This window comes from Methylorubrum rhodesianum, assembly GCF_014199985.1.
In the GTDB taxonomy this organism is placed as follows: Bacteria; Pseudomonadota; Alphaproteobacteria; order Rhizobiales; family Beijerinckiaceae; genus Methylobacterium; species Methylobacterium rhodesianum.
Genome location: NZ_JACHOS010000006.1, coordinates 26,503 through 43,822 on the forward strand (window position 1 = coordinate 26,503; position 17,320 = coordinate 43,822).

16 protein-coding genes are annotated in these 17,320 nt (G+C 71.9%); 5 read left to right on the plus strand and 11 right to left on the minus strand.

The annotated features are described in order from the left end of the window. Nucleotides 1-33 precede the first annotated feature (33 nt). Genes HNR01_RS10180 through HNR01_RS10190 form a run of 3 tightly spaced genes read right to left on the minus strand, consistent with a single transcriptional unit; the run spans nucleotide 34 to nucleotide 2,716 of the window. Nucleotides 34-828: an ABC transporter permease gene (locus HNR01_RS10180; protein WP_183667640.1), complete on the minus strand. Its 795-nt coding sequence runs from the start codon at nucleotides 826-828 to the stop codon at nucleotides 34-36. After that, nucleotides 825-1,724: an ABC transporter ATP-binding protein gene (locus HNR01_RS10185; RefSeq protein ID WP_183667641.1), complete on the minus strand. Its 900-nt coding sequence runs from the start codon at nucleotides 1,722-1,724 to the stop codon at nucleotides 825-827. The genes HNR01_RS10180 and HNR01_RS10185 overlap by 4 nt, the downstream gene beginning before the upstream one ends. Before the next feature lie 5 nt (nucleotides 1,725-1,729). After that, on the minus strand, nucleotides 1,730-2,716 hold the full coding sequence (locus HNR01_RS10190; RefSeq protein WP_183667642.1) for an ABC transporter substrate-binding protein: 987 nt from the start codon (nucleotides 2,714-2,716) through the stop codon (nucleotides 1,730-1,732). 326 nt (nucleotides 2,717-3,042) lie between these two features. Between HNR01_RS10190 and HNR01_RS10195 the strand changes: the two genes are divergently transcribed. The 5 genes from HNR01_RS10195 (at nucleotide 3,043) to HNR01_RS10215 (ending at nucleotide 7,550) form a co-directional block, all read left to right on the plus strand. Beyond that, entirely contained in the window at nucleotides 3,043-3,948 is a 906-nt protein-coding gene (locus HNR01_RS10195) for a LysR family transcriptional regulator (RefSeq protein ID WP_017484999.1), read from the plus strand. Nucleotides 3,949-4,033: 85 nt separating this feature from the next. Beyond that, complete coding sequence (locus tag HNR01_RS10200) at nucleotides 4,034-5,407, plus strand: cytosine deaminase (RefSeq protein WP_183667643.1); 1,374 nt, start codon at nucleotides 4,034-4,036, stop codon at nucleotides 5,405-5,407. Between the two features lie 294 nt (nucleotides 5,408-5,701). Further along, complete coding sequence (locus HNR01_RS10205) at nucleotides 5,702-5,950, plus strand: hypothetical protein (RefSeq protein ID WP_026105603.1); 249 nt, start codon at nucleotides 5,702-5,704, stop codon at nucleotides 5,948-5,950. A 265-nt stretch (nucleotides 5,951-6,215) separates the two neighbouring features. Further along, a complete protein-coding gene (locus HNR01_RS10210; protein WP_153873980.1) occupies nucleotides 6,216-6,455 on the plus strand; it encodes a hypothetical protein in 240 nt (79 codons plus the stop codon). Between the two features lie 171 nt (nucleotides 6,456-6,626). Next, a complete protein-coding gene (locus HNR01_RS10215; protein ID WP_153873979.1) occupies nucleotides 6,627-7,550 on the plus strand; it encodes a LysR family transcriptional regulator in 924 nt (307 codons plus the stop codon). A 9-nt stretch (nucleotides 7,551-7,559) separates the two neighbouring features. On the opposite strand, the gene guaD is transcribed toward HNR01_RS10215, so the two are convergent. From guaD to rutF, 8 genes are all read right to left on the minus strand, one after another. Then, on the minus strand, nucleotides 7,560-8,933 hold the full coding sequence (guaD, locus tag HNR01_RS10220; protein ID WP_183667644.1) for a guanine deaminase: 1,374 nt from the start codon (nucleotides 8,931-8,933) through the stop codon (nucleotides 7,560-7,562). Further along, nucleotides 8,930-11,695: a molybdopterin-dependent oxidoreductase gene (locus HNR01_RS10225; RefSeq protein WP_183667645.1), complete on the minus strand. Its 2,766-nt coding sequence runs from the start codon at nucleotides 11,693-11,695 to the stop codon at nucleotides 8,930-8,932. Before HNR01_RS10225 ends, guaD begins: the two co-directional genes overlap by 4 nt. Beyond that, complete coding sequence (locus tag HNR01_RS10230) at nucleotides 11,692-12,507, minus strand: FAD binding domain-containing protein (protein WP_183667646.1); 816 nt, start codon at nucleotides 12,505-12,507, stop codon at nucleotides 11,692-11,694. Before HNR01_RS10230 ends, HNR01_RS10225 begins: the two co-directional genes overlap by 4 nt. Before the next feature lie 140 nt (nucleotides 12,508-12,647). Next, complete coding sequence (locus HNR01_RS10235) at nucleotides 12,648-13,637, minus strand: ABC transporter substrate-binding protein (protein ID WP_246417463.1); 990 nt, start codon at nucleotides 13,635-13,637, stop codon at nucleotides 12,648-12,650. 102 nt (nucleotides 13,638-13,739) lie between these two features. Next, nucleotides 13,740-14,705, minus strand: a complete 966-nt coding sequence (locus HNR01_RS10240; protein ID WP_183667648.1) for an ABC transporter permease — start codon at nucleotides 14,703-14,705, stop codon at nucleotides 13,740-13,742. Further along, complete coding sequence (locus HNR01_RS10245; protein WP_183667649.1) at nucleotides 14,702-15,619, minus strand: ABC transporter permease; 918 nt, start codon at nucleotides 15,617-15,619, stop codon at nucleotides 14,702-14,704. The genes HNR01_RS10240 and HNR01_RS10245 overlap by 4 nt, the downstream gene beginning before the upstream one ends. After that, entirely contained in the window at nucleotides 15,609-16,463 is an 855-nt protein-coding gene (locus tag HNR01_RS10250) for an ABC transporter ATP-binding protein (protein ID WP_083920693.1), read from the minus strand. The genes HNR01_RS10245 and HNR01_RS10250 overlap by 11 nt, the downstream gene beginning before the upstream one ends. A gap of 237 nt (nucleotides 16,464-16,700) precedes the next feature. Next, nucleotides 16,701-17,309: an NADH-dependent FMN reductase RutF gene (gene rutF, locus HNR01_RS10255; RefSeq protein ID WP_183667650.1), complete on the minus strand. Its 609-nt coding sequence runs from the start codon at nucleotides 17,307-17,309 to the stop codon at nucleotides 16,701-16,703. Nucleotides 17,310-17,320: the final 11 nt, after the last annotated feature.

The window sequence follows — 17,320 nt, forward strand, 5'->3', positions numbered from 1 at the left end:
CTCCGGCATGGTTTCAAGGGATGCGGGGGTGGGTCAGACGCGCTCCGGATCGCCCCAGGAGCCGAGCGCGAGGCGGCTCAGGCCGCTCATGGCGAGGAACAGCAGGATGCCGGCGGCGGTGATCAGCGAGAGGGCGGCGAACATCCGCGGGATGTCGAGCTGGAAGCCGGCCTGGAGGATCTCGTAGGCCAGCCCCGCGCTGCGTCCCCCAGTGCCGGCGACGAACTCCGCCACCACTGCGCCGATCAGGGCCAGCCCCGAGGAGATGCGCAGGCCCGCGAAGAAGTAGCCCAGCGCGCTCGGGATGCGCAGGCGCAGGAGCGTCTGCATCCGGCTCGCGCGGTAGACCCGCATCAGGTTGGCGAGCCCCGGATCGACGCTGCGCAGGCCCACCGTGGTGTTCGAGATCATGGGGAAGATTGCGATGATGGTGGCGCAGATGACGAGTGCGACCTGCGTGTCGCGCACGAGGATGATGATGAGCGGGGCCACCGCCACCACGGGCGTCACCTGCAGCATCACCGCGTAGGGGAAGAAGCCGCGCTCGATGAAGCGGCTCTGCACGAACAGGAAGGCGACGAGCGTGCCGAGCACGGTCGAGAGCGCAAAGGCGATCAGCGTCACCCGCATCGTGCTCCACAGCGCCCGCAGCAGGTCGGGCCCGTTCTGGACGAGCGAGGCGGCGATCACGGAAGGCGCCGGAAACAGGTATTCAGGAATGGCGAAGCCGCGGCAGGCGGCCTCCCACAGGCTCAGCACGACGATCCCGACGAGGAGCGGCGGCAGCGCCGCCTGGACCCAGGGGTCCCGGATCAGCGGCCGCTTCATGCCCCGGCCTCCGTGGTGGCGGGATCGCTCGCGAGCGACGCCTCGGTCAGCAGCGCCGAAAGGCGCTGACAATATTCGGCGAAGCACGGAGAGCGCCGGAACGCGTCGCCGCGGGGATGCGGCTCGTCGATCGTCAGTTCGGCGAAGATGCGCCCCGGACGCGCCGCCATCACGACGATGCGGGTGGAGAGGAACACCGCCTCGTAGATCGAGTGGGTGACGAACAGCACGGTGAGCGAGCGCCGCCACCACAGATCCACGAGGTCGGCGTCGAGCTTGTTGCGGGTGAACTCGTCGAGCGCGCCGAACGGCTCGTCCATCAGCAGGAGGTTCGGCTCGGTGACGAGGCCGCGGGCGATGGCCGCGCGCATGCGCATGCCGCCGGAGAGCTGGCGCGGATAGCTCCGGCCCTTCTCGCCGAGCCCGACCCCTTCGAGCGCGGCCTGGACCCGGGGGGCGGACTCGGCCCTCCTCACGCCGGCCAGATCGAGGGGAAGGCGCACGTTGCTCGCGATGCGCAGCCACGGCATCAGCGTGGCGTCCTGAAACACCACCGACATGCGCCGGCCCTCCGCACCGACACCGTCGAAGCCGCCGCGCCACCACAGCAGGCGCCCGTCGCTGGGTTCGTTGAGGTTGGCCACGAGGGAGAGCAGGGTGCTCTTGCCGCAACCGGACGGCCCGATCAGCGACAGGAACTCACCCTCGCGCACCGTCAGGTCGACGGGGGCGAGCCCGCGGGTGCCGTCCGCGAACACCTTCTCGGCCGAGAGGATCTCGATGGCCGGCGCCGCGTTAGCGGCGGGCCGCGTGGTCATCACCCGTTCCGGTGCCGGGGAGGCCGCCTCGGCCTGCGCCGCCCGCGGATAGGCCGTGTGTGCGAGAGCCGCCATCATGCGGCTCACTCGGCCTTTGCCGAAAGGACGGGCATGAAGTCGAGGGTGAAGGCCCGCTTCCAGTCCGTGGAGGCTTTGAGCAGCCCGGCCTCCACGAGGTAGTCGTAGGACGCCTTCCAGCGCGCCTCCGTCATGGTCCCGATGGCGACGTTCTCCTCGCCGCCGAGCACCTTGAGCGCCTTCATCCGCTCGATACCGAAGGCGATCTGGCTGTCGCTCATCTTCGGGTTGGCCGCCTTGATCAGGACGTTGGCGGGACCCGGATTTTCCATGTAGTTCTTCCAGCCCTCCATGGAGGCGGCCACGAACCGGCGCATCGCGTCGGGCTTGCTCTCGGCGAGCTTTCGGGTCGTCACGATCGTGGTGCCGTAGGGCGGGTAGCCGTCCTTGGCGAAAAGGAAGAAGTTGACCGGAACGCCCTTCTCCTGCGCCTGGAACGGCTCCGAGGAGGGATAGGCCTGCTGCACGACGGTCTTGTCGGCGAAGAAGGGCTGCAGGTTGAAGGTGTAGGCCCTCACCTGACCGTCCGAGAGCGCGTATTTCTTCTTCAGCCAGGGCCACCACGCGGTCATGCCGGCCGAGGAGACGAGGATCGTTTTGTCCTTGACGCCTGCCAGCGAGGTCACGTCGTCGTGGGTCATCATCCCCTGCAGGTCGTACTGGAACGACGCCGCCACGGTGACCGCGGGCAGGCCCTTCTCGACCGCCTGAAGCACCTGGATGTCGTAGCCCATGATCGCGTCGGCCTCGCCCGCGAGCAGGAGCTGCAGGCCGTTGACCTGGGGCCCGCCCATGCGGATCTCGACGTCGAGGCCGGCCTTCTCGTAGAGGCCGGTGGCCTTGGCCTGGTAGAAGCCGCCGTGCTCGGCCTGGGCGTACCAGCTCGTCAGGAAGACGATCTTGTCCGCCGCCCGCGCCGGCCCGGCCATCGCCAGCGCCAGGGTGATCGCCAGAAGGGTGGAGGCCCCGGCCTCGAACCTGAACGACCGCATCGGTGATGGTCCCCCGCCGCGTTGTCCGGGACGGTTTCCTCGACGCAGATGCTGTGCCGCGTCGGACCTGTCCGGACTGCCCGACACCAGGGAAGCGGAAGCAGTGCTGCAGGAAAAGCATCGTTTTCCGCGCGCAGCGCTCGCAGAATTCGCACGCTGCCGCATGGCTGTGCGCTTGGTGAAGCGTTCGGCGCCGACGCGTCCCGGCCTGCCCGGAGGTGGTCCGCGCGCGATCGGACAAGGCGAGTTGGCAAGCTCCCTGCAGAACACCGCCGACGCGTTGCGCCGAGGGAGCGCGACGGCACGCGGGCGGAGGCCGCACCCCCATGCTGCATCATCGCCTGCTGGGATACCTCGACGAGGTGGCCCGCAGCGGCTCGATCCGCCGGGCGGCCACGCGCCTCAACGTCGCCTCGAGCGCCGTCAACCGTCAGATCCTCTCGCTCGAGGAGGAGATGGGAACGCCGCTGTTCGAGCGGCTGCCGCGCGGCCTGCGCCTCACCGCGGCGGGCGAGGTGCTGGTGCGGCACGTGCGCGACACGCTGAACGGCCACGAGCGCATGCTGGCGCAGGTCGCCTCGCTCAAGGGGCTGACCCGCGGCGAGGTGACGGTGGCGACCATGGCGAGCATCGCCGCCGGGGTGCTGCCGGGGGTGATCCGCACCTTTCGCGAGACCCATCCCCGCATCGTCGTCAAGGTTCTGGTCCTGCCGGTCGATCAGATCGCCGCCGCCCTGCTCGCGGGCGAGGCCGACCTCGCCCTGGCCTACCGGCTCCCGCCCGATCCGCGCATGCGCTGCATCGCCGAGTTCGAACACCGGCTCGGGGCGGTGATGGCGCCCGACCATCCCCTCAACGGCCGCTACCAGGTGCGCATGGCCGATTGCCTCGCCTATCCCCTCGTCGTCGCCGACCGCTCGATGACCCTGCGCGACGTGCTCGAACTCCTCGTGCCCGAGGGCACGAGCTTCACGCCGGTGGTCGAGACGAACTCGATCGAGCTGATGAAGCGCCTCGCCCAGACGGCCCCGCACATCACCTTCGTCAACCTCTCGGATGTCGGAGAGGAGATCCGCCGCGGCGTGCTGGCCTTCACGCCGATCTCGGATGCCAGCGCGATCATCCAGCGGGCCTCGCTGATGCAGCGCGCCCGCTCCGCGCTCGACGGGCCCGCCCACCTCCTCGCGGCCCGGATCCAGGCCGAGTTCGAGCGCCAGAGCGTTCCGGACTGACGCCCCGGTCCGGATTCCACGACACTCCCCTGCCTGCCGCCCCGCCGACCGGACTTTGCTCCGATCTCCCTCGAAGGGTTGAACCATGTCCGAGCCGTCGTTCCTGCCCGAGGCCCGCGCCTATCGCCTGCGCAACGCGCGCGTGCCCGCCGCCTTCCTGACGGGCGGCGTACCGGCCGGCGCGATCCTCGACGCGGACGGCTGCGCGCTCATCGACATCGTGGTCGCGGACGGCGCCTTCGCCGGTCTCATACCGGCGGGCGGATCGCCCGAGGCCCTGCCGGCCGCCGATCTGGCCGGACGGCAGGTCTGGCCGCGCCTCGTCGACGCGCACACCCATCTCGACAAAGGCCATACCGTCGCCCGCACGCCCAATCCGGACGGCGATTTCCCCGGCGCCCGCGACGCCACGACGGCGGACCGCACCCGTTACTGGGACGCGGAGGATCTGCGCCGCCGCATGGACTTCGGCCTCGCCTGCGCCTTCGCCCACGGCACGGGCGCGATCCGCACCCATCTCGACAGCCAGGAGAGCGGCGGCGAGGAGGGTGCGCCGCGCGACCAGGCCGTGACGAGCTGGGCGGTGTTCCGGGAGATGCGGGCGGCCTGGGCCGGGCGGATCGCGCTCCAGGCCGTGGGCCTGACCCCGATCGATGCCTACGCCACCGATTACGGGCGCCGTCTCGCCGACCTGATCGCGGATTCCGATGGTCTGATCGGCGGCGTGACCCGGCCGACCGGCGGCCTGCACGGCGGGGCGCTGGCCGAGATCGACGCCCTGCTCGACCGCCTGTTCGGCCTCGCCCGGGAGCGCGGTCTCGACGTGGATCTCCATGTCGACGAGACCGGCGATCCCGCGGCGACCTCCCTCGATGCCGTCGCCCGCGCCACCCTGCGCCACGGCTACGAGGGCCGCGTCACCTGCGGGCATTGCTGCAGCCTCGCATTGCAGCCGGAGGCGCAGGCTTCGGCCACGATCGCGCGGGTCGCGCAGGCGGGGATCCGCGTCGTGACGCTGCCGACCGTCAACATGTACCTGCAGGACCGGCGGCGGGGGCGCACCCCGCGCTGGCGCGGCGTCGCCCCGGTCCAGGAACTGATGGCGGCCGGCGTGCCCGTGATGGTCGCGGGCGACAATTGCCGCGATGCGTTCTACGCCTACGGCGACCACGACATGCTCGACACGGTCCGTGCGGCGGTGCGCATCCTCCACCTCGATCATCCGCTGGCCGGGGCGCCCGCGCTCGCCGGGCCGGTGCCCGGGGCGATGATGGGGCTTCCCCATGCCGGCACCCTCCGCGAGGGCGGGCCCGCCGACCTCATCCTCCTGCCCGCCCGCAGCCTCAACGAGGTCGTCGCGCGGCCGCATGCCGGTCGAATCGTCGTGGTCGCGGGCCGGCCCATCACGGCGCCGCTGCCGCCCTACGAGAGCCTGACCGGCGAGGCCGCGCCCTGGTAGGCGGGCGCGGGACGGCGGGATGGGTGCGGAACGGCACTCACCGCGAAAGAGTCGTGCCAGAACGCCCACTCTGTCGAAAAATTCTGCAAATACGCACTAACGCTCAGTGAAGACTGATGTTTTCTGGTTTCTGGCTCGAAAGACCCCGATCCCTCGCCTCGGCTGTGCCGTATCTATGTGCACAGGTCCCGAGCAATTCGTGTTGTTTTACAGGGCATTGATGCTCAGTTTGTGGGACATGCGGCGTCGCTGGATCTGATCGCGGCGCCGAAGCAAGTCTCGGAGATTGACGACATGATCGCACGCATCGCCGCAGGCGCGATCCTCGGCCTCGCCCTCACCACCGCCGCCTCGGCCCAGAGCTACAACGCGCCGGCCGGCATTCCCGCCGTCACCGCCCCGGGCGGCCTCGTCGGCATCGCCGGTCCGGGCAACGTCGAGCGCTATCTCGATCGTGACGGCCGCCACGGCACCGTTTCCGTCGATGGCGTCTACACCACCGGCTCGACCGCCCGGGGCGCGCGCACCGTTCACGGGCGCTGACGCATCCCGAGGGTCCGACGACCTTCGTCCCGACGCTTCGAAGGGCCGGCCGCGCAGCGACGCAGCCGGCCCTTTTTCATGGGCCACCATGCCCATCTCAATCCGCCCGGACACCGTTTCCATGGGGGGCTCATCTCAAGCTTTTCGATTTCATCGAACAGTTCGTTCGATCTTATTCCAGTTTTCGGAACGCTCAGGCAGGTCCATCTTCGCTCCATCAGATGACGACGAACCGGCCGTCACCGCCCCACCGATGGAGTATCCCATGACCCGCATCCTCACCGCTTCCGTCCTCGCCCTCTCCCTCGCCGCCGGCGTGACCGGCCCGGCCTCGGCCCAGAGCTACAATGCGCCGGCCGGCATCCCCACGGTCACCGCCCCGGGCGGCCTCAACGATGCCGGCGCCGTGCAGCGCTCCACCGTTCGCGACACCCGCCTCGGCACCCTGCCGGCGGATGCCGACCTGACCACCGGCTCGGTGCGGCGGCCCCATCACGCGCGCTGACCGCCGCCCGGTCTCCGCGAGGCCCCGGCACCGGCGATCCCGAAATCCGCACGCATCCCGAAGCCGGCCCTCGCGAGGGGGCCGGCTTCGGCCGTTTCCGGCCGCGGCGTCGCGCTTGCTTGTCGGAGCTTTCGCCGCGGCGGCGGGACGCCGGGTTCGGGGGCAGAGCGCATGCAGGGACCGGGGACGCCGACACTCGACCAACTCCGGGTGTTCCTCACCGTGGTCGAGACCGGCAGCTTCGCCGCGGCCGGGCGCCGGCTGAACCGCGCGACCTCGGTCATCAGCTACACGATCGCCAATCTGGAGCTTCAGCTCGGCCTGCCCCTGTTCGACCGCGAGGCGACGCGCCGGCCCCAGCTCACCGAGGGCGGCCGGGCCGTGCTGGCGGAGGCCCGCACCGTCGCCCACGGCATCGATACCCTGCGGGCCAAGGTGAGCGGCCTGCTCGGCGGCCTCGAAGCCGAACTCGGCTTCGTGTCGAGCGTGCTGATGCCTGGCGCCCGACTCGTCGACGCCCTCACCGCGTTCCAGGCGGCCTTCCCGACCGTGTCCCTGCGCCTCAACGTCGAGGCGCTCGGGGCGGCCCAGCAATTCGTCACCGATGGCCGGGCCGATCTCGGGATCACCGTGGAATTGTGGACCCGCGACAGCGACCCGCTCGAACTGATCGCCGTCGGCGAGGTCGAGATGCTGCCCGTGGCCGCACCGAACCATCCCCTTGCCGGGGCGGACGGCCTGGTGCCGGGGGCGGCGCGCGAGCATGTCCAGCTCGTCATCACCGACCGCTCGCCGCTGTCGCAGGACCAGGAATTCGGCGTGGTCGCCAGCCGCACGTGGCGGCTGTCGGATCTGAGCACCAAGCACACCCTGCTGCTCGCCGGGATTGGCTGGGGCAGCATGCCCGCGCACATGGTCGAAGCGGACATCGCCGCCGGCCGCCTCGTCGAGCTGAACCTGCCCGAGTTCCGGCGCCGCCGGCTGCCGCTCACGATGATCTACCGCACCGACCATCCCCCGGGACCGGCCGGACGCTGGCTGATCCGCCGCTTCGTCGAGCAGGCGGAGCGCGAGGCGGCGATGCGGGCAGCCTGACGGGCGGGCTCATCCGCCCGAATCGACCGCCCCATCCGCTCCCGGATAGACCAGCGGGTCGCCCGCGCGCCGGTTGTCGTAGACCGGCTCGCCCGCGACCCAGGTCGCGCGCACCGTGCGGTGATCGCCGAGCGTCATCAGCACGAACAGCAACTCCTCGATGCTGGAGCAGGTGCCGGTGCGGAAGCCCAGGAGCGGCGTCGCCGCGAGGTCGAGGACGCAGAGATCCGCGTCGTGCCTCGGCGCGATCCGCCCGATCCGATCCTCCAGCCGCAGCGCCTCGGCGCCGCCCAGCGTCGCGAGCCAGAACGCCCGGACCGCGTCGAGCTTGGTCCCGCGCAAAGCCGCGACCTTGTAGGATTCGCCCAGCGTCTTCAGCAGCGACAGGGTCGTGCCGGCGCCGACATCGGTGCCGAGCCCGACCCGCACCGGCCGGCGCGGATCGAGGGCGTCGAACAGCCGGAACAGGCCGCTGCCGAGGAAGCCGTTCGAGGTCGGGCAATGGGCGATCGCCGCGCCGCTGGCGTGGCAGGTGCAGAAATCCTCCTCCGACAGGTGGATCGCGTGGCCGAGCACCGTGCGCGGGCCGACGAGGCCGGACTGCACGTAGACGTCGAGATAGCTCGCCCGGTCGGGGAACAGTTCACGCACCCAGGCGATCTCGTCGGTGTTCTCGCACAGATGGGTCTGGAGGAAGAGGTCGTCGTGCTCCCGCATCAGGGCGCCCGCGGCATCGAGCTGTCCTTGCGTGCAGGAGGGGGCGAAGCGCGGGGTGACGCAGTAATGCTGGCGCCCGCGCCCGTGCCAGCGTTCGATCAGGGCCCGGCTCTCGTCGTAGCCGCGCTGCGCCGTATCGAGGAGACCGGCCGGGGCGTTGCGGTCCATCAGGACCTTGCCGGCGATCATCCGGGTGTTGAAGCGGGCGGATTCGGCGAAGAACGCCTCGACCGAGCCGGGATGGACCGTGCAGTAGACCACCGCCGTGGTGGTGCCCGCGCCCAGGATCTCGCGGAAGAACAGCCTCGCCACCCGCTCGGCATGGGCCTGATCGGCGAACTGCAGCTCCGCGGGGAAGGTATACTTCTCGAGCCAGGCCAGCAGTTGCTCGCCGTAGGAGGCGATCATCTGCAGCTGCGGATAGTGGACGTGGGTGTCGATCAGGCCGGGCAGGATCAGGGCGTTCTCGTAGGTCGTGACCGGGACGCCCGCCGGAATCCGGTCCGACAGCTCCGAAAAGTCGCCGAAGGCGGTGATGTGCCCGTCCTCGATCAGGATCAGGGCGTCGGCCACGTGCTGGAGGCAGCCCTCGGACAGGAAGGGGTTGCCGGTCAGGCTCGCCGCCTGTCCGCGGATCGCCCGCATCCGGACTGGAGCCGCCGTCATGCCTCCGCCGTCTCCGTCGCGGCCATGACGCGCCGGAAAATCCGGTCGGGGGCGAACGGCGTCGCGGTCAGCCGCACGCCGGTGGCGTCGCGGATCGCGTTGGCCAGGGCGGCGGCGACGGGGTTGTAGGGCGCCTCGCTCATCGATTTCGCCCCCAGCGGCCCGACCGTGTCGTGGGTGTCGGCGAACAGGACCTCGGTCACCGGCACGTCGGCCATCGCCGGGATGTGGTAGTTGCGCAAGGTCCGCGTGACGACGGCGCCCACTTCGTCGAAGCGGTAATCCTCGTAGAGGGCCGCGCCGAGCGCCTGCGCCACCCCGCCCTCGATCTGCCCGCGGCACTGCATCGGGTTGATGACCCGGCCGGCATCCGCCGCCTGGACGCTCCTGAGGATGCGGATCTCGCCGGTCCGCGGATGCACGGCCACGCGGAAGGCCTGGACGTTGAAGGCGACCGAGCGCGGCGTCCCGTCGGCCTCGCCCGCGGCCTCGAAGGCGGCCCCTTGCGCGAGGGTGGTCAGGGCGACGAGGCCGGTGGGGGTCTCGACGCCGTCCCGGGTCAGGCGGCATTCGGCGGGGGCGGCACCGGCCCGCTCGGCGGCGGCCGCGCGGAGACTGTCCGCGAGGGCCGAGGCCGCGCGGAAATTCGCCTGTCCGGCGACCACAGTGCCCGTGCTGCCGTAGGCGCCGGTATCGTGCCGGACGGCGTCGGTGTCGGCCTGGATCAGGCGGATCCGCTCGGGCGCGGTGCCGAGCACCTCGGCGGCGATCTGCCCGTGCACGGTGCTGGTGCCGTTGCCGAACTCGGCGGTGCCGACCGCGAGGGCGTAGGTCCCGTCCGGTTCGAGGCGGATGCGGGCATGGGCGACGTGGCCGCGGGGCGGGATCGTGTCGATCATGGCCATCGCCATGCCCTCGCCGACGCGCCAGTCCGGCCCCGGCGGGGCCTCGCCGCCGCCGTCCGCCAGGGCGGCCTGGGCGAGGTCGAGGCACTGGTCGAGCCCGTAGGAGCCGTAGATCACGTCGTGCGGCTCCAGGCTCGTCGAGACCATCGGGTCGCCCGGCCGCACCGCGTTGAGCCGGCGCATCGCGAACGGGTCGATCCCGAGATCGCGGGCCAGCTCGTCGAGCGCCGACTCGACGGCGAAGATGGTCTGGCTCAGGCCGTAGCCGCGAAAGGCCCCGGCCGGCAGGGTGTGGGTGTAGACGGAATAGCCCTCCACCCGCTTGTTCGGGCAGGCATAGGCGGCGATGCTCTCGTTGCAGCCGTGGTGCAGCACGCCGCCGGCATGGTTGCCGTAGGCGCCGGTGTTCGAGAGCACTCTCAGCGCGAGGGCGGTGAGGCGCCCGTCGGCCCGCGCGCCGATCTTCACCCGCACCCGCATCGGATGGCGCGTCGTCGCCGCGGAGAAATTCTCCTCGCGGCTCATCTCGTAGGAGACCGGGCGGCCGGTCCGCAGCACGGCGAGCGCCACGAGATCCTCGGTCAGCATCTCCTGCTTTCCGCCGAAGCCGCCGCCGACCCGGCCGCAGAGCACGCGCACCCGGTCCCGGTCGAGATCGAACAGGCGGCACAGGGCATCGCGGGTCAGGAAGGGCACCTGGGTCGAGGAGCGCAGGGTCAGCCGTCCCTCCGCGTCGAGCCAGCCCAGCGCCCCGTGCGTCTCCAGATGCACGTGCTGCACCCGCTGTGAGACGTACTCCGCCTCGTGGATCCGGTCCGCCTCTCGGAAGCCTGCCTCGACATCGCCGATCGTCCCGTGCGCCTCGGCCGCGAGGTTCGGGTGCGCGAGGAGCGGCGGCGCGTCCTCGCCGGGCCGCGGCGGATCGCGGTCGGCGGGATCATGGACGAGGGGCGCGTCCGGGCGCAGGGCCGCCTCCGGATCGAACACCGCGGGCCGCACCTCGTACTCCACCCGCAGCGCCCGCACGCCCGCCGCCGCCGCCGCCGCGCTCTCGGCGGCCACCGCCGCGACCCGCTGGCCGTGGAAGCGGATCACGGAATCGAGCACAGCGGTGTCGGCGGCGTCATCGAGAGGATTCTCGTGCCGCCCGGTCGAGAAGCGGCGGCGCGGGGCGTCCTCGTGCGTGAGCACCGCGACCACACCCGGCACGGCCAGCGCCGCGGCCCGGTCGATGCGCCGGACACGGGCATGGGCGTGGGGTGCGCGCAGCACCTTCAGGTGCAGCAGCCCCGGCACGGCGGTGTCGAAGGTGTAGGCGGCCCGGCCGGCGACGACGTCGCGGCTCGCCGGGGCCGGCAGGCTGCGGCCGACCGGGCCGCCCTCCGCCCTCGCGGACAGGTCGGCATGGGCGATCCCGGCCACGGCGTCGCGGATCGCCCGGTAGCCGGTGCAGCGGCAGAGGTTGCCCTTGAGCGCCGTGCCGAGATCCTGGCGCTGGCCCTGGTCGAGGGCGGCCGCCGTCATGATCATGCCCGGCGTGCAGTAGCCGCACTGGAAGCCCTGCGCGTCGCAGAACGCGTCCTGCATCGGGTGGAGGTGCTCGGGCAGCCCGTCGCCCGGCGCACAGGGGCCGGCGAGTCCCTCGATCGTGGTGATGCCGCGCCCCTCCGCGAGGAAGGCGGGCAGGAGGCAGGAATGGACCGGCTCGCCGTCGAGATGGACGGTGCAGGCGCCGCAATCGCCGGCATCGCACCCCTTCTTGACCCCGAACCAGCCGAGATCCCGCAGCAGCGTGCGCAGGCACTGGCCGGGGCGCGGGGCGGCCTCCTGAACCTGCCCGTTGACGGTGAGCCTCATCGGGCGAGTTCCTCCCGGATCTCCTCGGCGAGCAGCCCGGTGACGTGCCGGCGCCAGTCCGGCGCGCCGTGGACGTCGTCGTACCAGCTGTCCTCGGAGATCGCCGCCGCGATCGCGCTTCGCAGGGCGTCCCTCGTCGGAGCGGCGTCGAAGCGGAGCTGGACCGGGCGCGGGGTCGACGCCGTCACGGTCAGCGCGAAGGCACCCGCCCGGTCGAGCGTCCCGATCACCAGGGCCCCGGAGCGGCCCTCGGGGGAGAGGGCGATGCGGCGGAAGGCGGTGCGCCGCCGCAGCGCGGAGGCCGGGAGATCGATGCAGCGCAGGATCTCGCCGGGGGCGAGCGCCGTGCGCTGCGGCCCGAGGACGAACGCCGTGACGGGCAGGCGCCGCTCGCCGCCATCGGGCCGGCGCAGCAGGCAGGTGCCGTCGAGGGCCGCGGTCAGCGCGATCATCGGCCCGGCGGGCAGGGCGGTGCAGAGGTTGCCGCCGACGCTCGCCCGGTTCCAGATCTTGAACGAGCCGAGCAGCGCCCGGCAGCATTGCCCGACGAGCGGTGCCGCGATCCAGTCCCGCGGCAGGGCGAGCCGGTCGAGTTCGGCGATGGTGCCGGTCGCCGACAGGCGAAGGCCCGCCTCGGAGATCTCGGCCGCCTTCCAGCCGAGGGCGGACAGGTCGATCAGCCGGGCGAGCGCCGGCTGCGGCTCGGAGAACAGCCAAGTCCCGCCCGCGAGCCAGGCATCGCCCTCGCGCCAGGCGGGCAGGTCGTCGAGGCGCGCCGGTCTCAGGACGGCGGTGATCGTGTCGAGATCCATCGGAGGCCGGCTCGCAAGTTCCTATCCAACGGCAGGCGCCGGAGCTTACACGGTTTCCGGATGGTCATTTCTGGATCCGCGGCTGTCCCCTCTCCTCGCTTGCGGGGAGAGGGGAGGCGCGAACGGCTTTCCGTCCGAGCCTACTGCCCCTCGGCCGCCGTCACCGCATGCGTCCAGGCCCCCTCGGGCTTGCGGGTGATGACCGGCTGGTCGGTGCCGCCGGCGAGCAGGATCGCGACCGTGCGGTCGTAATCGGCGGGATCGAGCCGTCCGCCGGACGTGTCGAGCAGCTTGGCGATCTCGCGCATCATCCGCTTCTGGTGCGTCTCGGTCTGGGCGCCGCTGGCATCGTTCTCCAGCACGATCTCGGCCGCCTCGTCCGGATGCGCGGCGGCATAGGCCCACCCCTTCTCGGAGGCGGCCACGAACTTCGCCAGCCGGGCGACGAAGGCCTTGTCCTTCAGCTTCGCTTCCAGGGCGTAGAGTCCGTCCTCGAGCGCGGCGACGCCCTGATCCTCGTAGCGGAAGACGACGAGCTGCTCCGGCTTGAAGCCGGCATCAATCACCTGCCAGTACTCGTTGTAGCTCATGGTCGAGACGCAGTCGGCTTGGCGCTGGATCAACGGGTCGACATTGAAGCCCTGCTTCAGCACCGTCACGCCGCCGGGCGAGCCGTCGGTCTTGAGGCCGAGCTTGGCCATCCAGGCCAGGAACGGGTACTCATTGCCGGAATACCAGACGCCGAGCGTCCGGCCCTTCAGGTCGGCCGGCGACTTGATGCCGGTGTCGGCGCGGCAGGTCAGCATCAGGCCCGACTTCTTGAAGGGCTGCGCGATGTTGACGAGGGGCACGCCCTTCTCGCGCGAAGCCAGCGCCGAGGGCATCCAGTCGACGACGACGTCGGCGCCGCCGCCGGCGATGACCTGGGGCGGGGCCACGTCGGGCCCGCCCGGCTTGATCGTGACGTCGAGCCCGGCCTCCTTGTAGTAGCCCTTGGCCTGCGCGACGTAGTAGCCGGCAAACTGTGCCTGCGGCACCCATTTGAGCTGGAGCGTCACCTTTTCTGCCGCCCGGGCGCCGCCCGCGGCGAGCCCGAGCAGCGCCGCCCCCGCGCAGAGGAGCGCTCTCATCGTTTTCCCCGCCATCTCAGCCTCCTTCAGCCTGTCCCCTTCGGGACTTTCCCCTGCGGCCTTCGGCCGTGGTTTTTCAAACGGATGCGGGCGGACCCCGCGTCAGCCGGTCCGCACCGATGGGTGCCAGCCGGTCGCGGCGCGCTCGGCCAGGGCGATGAGGCCGTAGAAGGCAGAGCCCGCCAGCGCCGCCAGCGCGATCTCGGCCCAGACCATGTCGAGGGAGAGCCGCGCCGCCTCGATCGAGATGCGGAAGCCCATGCCGACGATCGGCGTGCCGAAGAACTCGGCCACGATCGCGCCGATCAGCGCGAGCGTCGCGTTGACCTTCAGGGCGGTGAACAGGAAGGGCAGGGCCATGGGTAGGCGCAGGCTCAGCAGCGTGCGCCAATAGCCCGCCGCGTAGGTGCGCATCAGGTCGCGCTCGATCGAACCCGTGGCGGCGAGGCCGGCACCGGCCTGCACCAGCATCGGGAAGAAAGTCATCACGGCGACGACCGCAGCCTTCGACGGCCAATCGAAGCCGAACCACATCACCATGATCGGGGCGATGCCGACGATCGGCAGCGCGGAGGCGACATTCGCCACGGGCAGGAGGCCGCGCCCGAGGACGGGCAGCCGGTCGGCCAGGATCGCGACGCCGAGACCCGAGAGGCAGCCGATGAGGTAGCCGGGCAGAGCCGATTTCAGGCAGGTCTGGACAAAATCCGCTCCGAGCACGGGGAGCGCGGTGGCGAAGCGCGCGACGACCGCCGAGGGCGGCGGCATCAGCACGGCGGGCACGCCCGCCCCCACGACGACGACCTCCCACAGCACCAGCACGAGGGCGCCGAACAGCAGCGGCACGGCGAGCCGCACGAGGCGGCGGCCCGTGGCCGTGCCCGGCTCCAAGGCGGCGAGGTCGCGCGCGGCCAGCGTGGCGGCGAGCCAGGCCAGGATGGCGGCGAGCCAGAAGCCCGGCCCCGCCGTACCGGCCAGGCCGGGCCGGTGGGCGGCGATGGCGAGCGCCGTCCCACCGATCAGCGCGGCGGGGGTGAGCAGGCCGATCCGTGCGGCGCGATGCGTCATCGGGCGCTCCTTGGGGCACTTGCCGCGGGCCGGGCGCCGAGGGCGCGGGCGGTGGCGGCTTCCGCGAGGCCGATCCCCTGGACGAGGAGCGCCGAGAGCGCCGCCGCCGCGAACAGGGCCGCCCAGATCTGGATCGTCTGGCCGTAATAGGAGCCGGCGAGCAGCCGCGCCCCGAGCCCGGCCTGGGCCCCGGTCGGCAGCTCGGCGACGATGGTGCCGACGAGGCTTGCCGCCACCGCGATCTTCAGGCTCGCGAACAGGTAGGGCAGGGCGGCCGGCCAGCGCAGCCGCGCGAGGATCTGCCCGCGCGAGGCCGAGTAGGTCCGCATCAGGTCGCGCTGGATCCGGTCGGGGGCGTTCAGCCCCTTCACCATGCCGACCGTGACGGGGAAGAAGCAGAGATAGGCCGCGATCACCGCCTTCGGCAGCAGGCCGGTCAGGCCGGCCGCGCCGAGCGCCACGATGATGATCGGCGCCACCGCCAGGATCGGCACGGTCTGCGAGGCGACGATCCAGGGCATCAGGCTCGCCTCGACGCTGCGCAGGTGCACGATCGCGATCGCCAGCGCGATGCCGAGCAGCGAGCCGATGGCGAAGCCCGCCAGCGTCGCCGAGAGGGTGACCCAGGCATGGGTGAGAAGGCTGCGCTTCGAGCCGAGCGGCATGCCGACGATGCTGCGCCACAGCTCCGAGACCACCTGATGCGGTGCCGGCACGACGGGCCGCTCCTGCGCCATCGTCGCCGCGGCGATGCCCCTGACGTCGGGCGCCGCGCCGGCCCGCGCCAAGGCGTCCGCGGCGCCGTTCCAGTTGCCGAGCAGGGCGGCGAGATACCAGCCTGCGAGAAGCGCCAGCACGACGCCGGCCACCGGCAGCGCCCGGCCGCGCGAGAAGAAAGTGGCCTCACGCGTCATAGGCGTGACCGGCGCGCAGGCCCTCGCGCACCCGCTGGCCGAGGCGCAGGAACTCGGGCGTCTCGCGGATCTCCAGCGGACGCTCCCGCCCGAGCGCGGTGCAATCGACGATGTCGACGATCCGGCCGGGGCGCGGCGACATCACCACGACGCGGGTCGAGAGGTAGACCGCCTCGGGGATCGAGTGGGTGACGAACAGGACCGTCTTGGCGGTCTTGCGCCATAGTTCGAGCAGTTGCGCGTTGAGGTGATCACGCACGATCTCGTCCAGCGCCCCGAAGGGCTCGTCCATCAGCAGCAGCTTCGGATCGAAGCAGAGGGCGCGGGCGATCGAGGCGCGTTGCTGCATGCCGCCGGAGAGCTGCCAGGGGAACTTGTTGGCGAAGCCGGAGAGCTGCACGAGGTCGAGGTAGCGGGCCACCCGCTCCCGCCGCTCGGCGCGCGGCAGGCCGAAGATCTCGAGCGGCAGCGCGACGTTGCGCGCGATGGTCCGCCACGGATAGAGCGCGGGCGCCTGGAACACGAAGCCGTAGTCGCGCCGCAGCCGCGCCGCCTCGGCGCCGACGCCGTTGACCGTCAGTTCGCCGCCGGTCGGCCGTTCGAGGTCGGCGACGCAGCGCAGCAGCGTGGTCTTGCCGCAACCGGACGGGCCGATGAAGGAGACGAATTCGCCCGGCGCCACCGCGAGATCGACGTCGGAGAGGGCGTGAACCGGCCCGTCGGCGGTGGGGTAGGTCAGCGACAGACCGCGTGCCGCGATGACGGGTGCCGCCGGCACCGGGCGCGGCGCCGCGGGCTCGAACTCGGGCGGCTGTTTGAGGGCGAGGGCGCCGGCACGCGACATGGCAGGGCTTCGTTCCGTGGGTTTCGGGTCGGCGCTCGGTCGGTCGTCCGGGAGCCGGGGGCGGCCCGGGGAGGAGAGGAAGGCGGGCCCGCCGCCGGACATCTTCGCTCCGCCGGATCGAGCATTTTCCGTGCCGTCCGCGCCCGCCGCGTAGGCTGGGCCGAACGGCGAAGGCGTCCGGCCGGCGATGCGCAGGGTGCGGGTGGCGACCGAGGCCGGGCGCGGGCCGGTCACCGCTCAGGCGCTCCGGAGGGCCCGCGCCGGCCCCTCGGCGGACCGGACTCCGACGGTGCGAACGGCGCGCGCCGGTTCGGCCGGGGCGGATCCGCTCCGCGGCGCGGAGGAAAGCGTGTGGTAGCGGCGCTCGCTGTAGAGCAGCGCGTCGGCCTGGCCCGGCGCGGCGAGGGCCTCGACCACACAGTAGAGCACGTCGTGGCTGCCGACGGCGTGGCGCCCGACGATGCGGCAGTCGAAGCTGACGAGAGCGTCGGCCAGCGCGGGCGCCCCGCTGCGCAGCCGCCGCCACGTGCCCGCCGCGAAGCGCTCGTCCATGGGCGTGCGGCCCCCGAACAGGCCCGCCACCGCCTCGTGGCCCTCGCCGAGGGTGTTCACGCACAGCGTTCCGTTATGGGTGAGGGCGGCGTAGGCGGAGGAGGCGCGGTTGACGCAGACCAGCAGCGTCGGCGGCGCGTCGCTGACGCTGCACACGGCCGAGGCGGTGAAGCCGGCCCGCCCGCCCGGCCCGTCGGTGGTGATCAGATGCACCGCGCTCGCGAGCCGGGACATCGCCTCGCGGTAGGCGCTCGCATCGACGGGGACGGCGGCGGCGCTCTCGGGCTCAGTCATGGCGGGCTCGG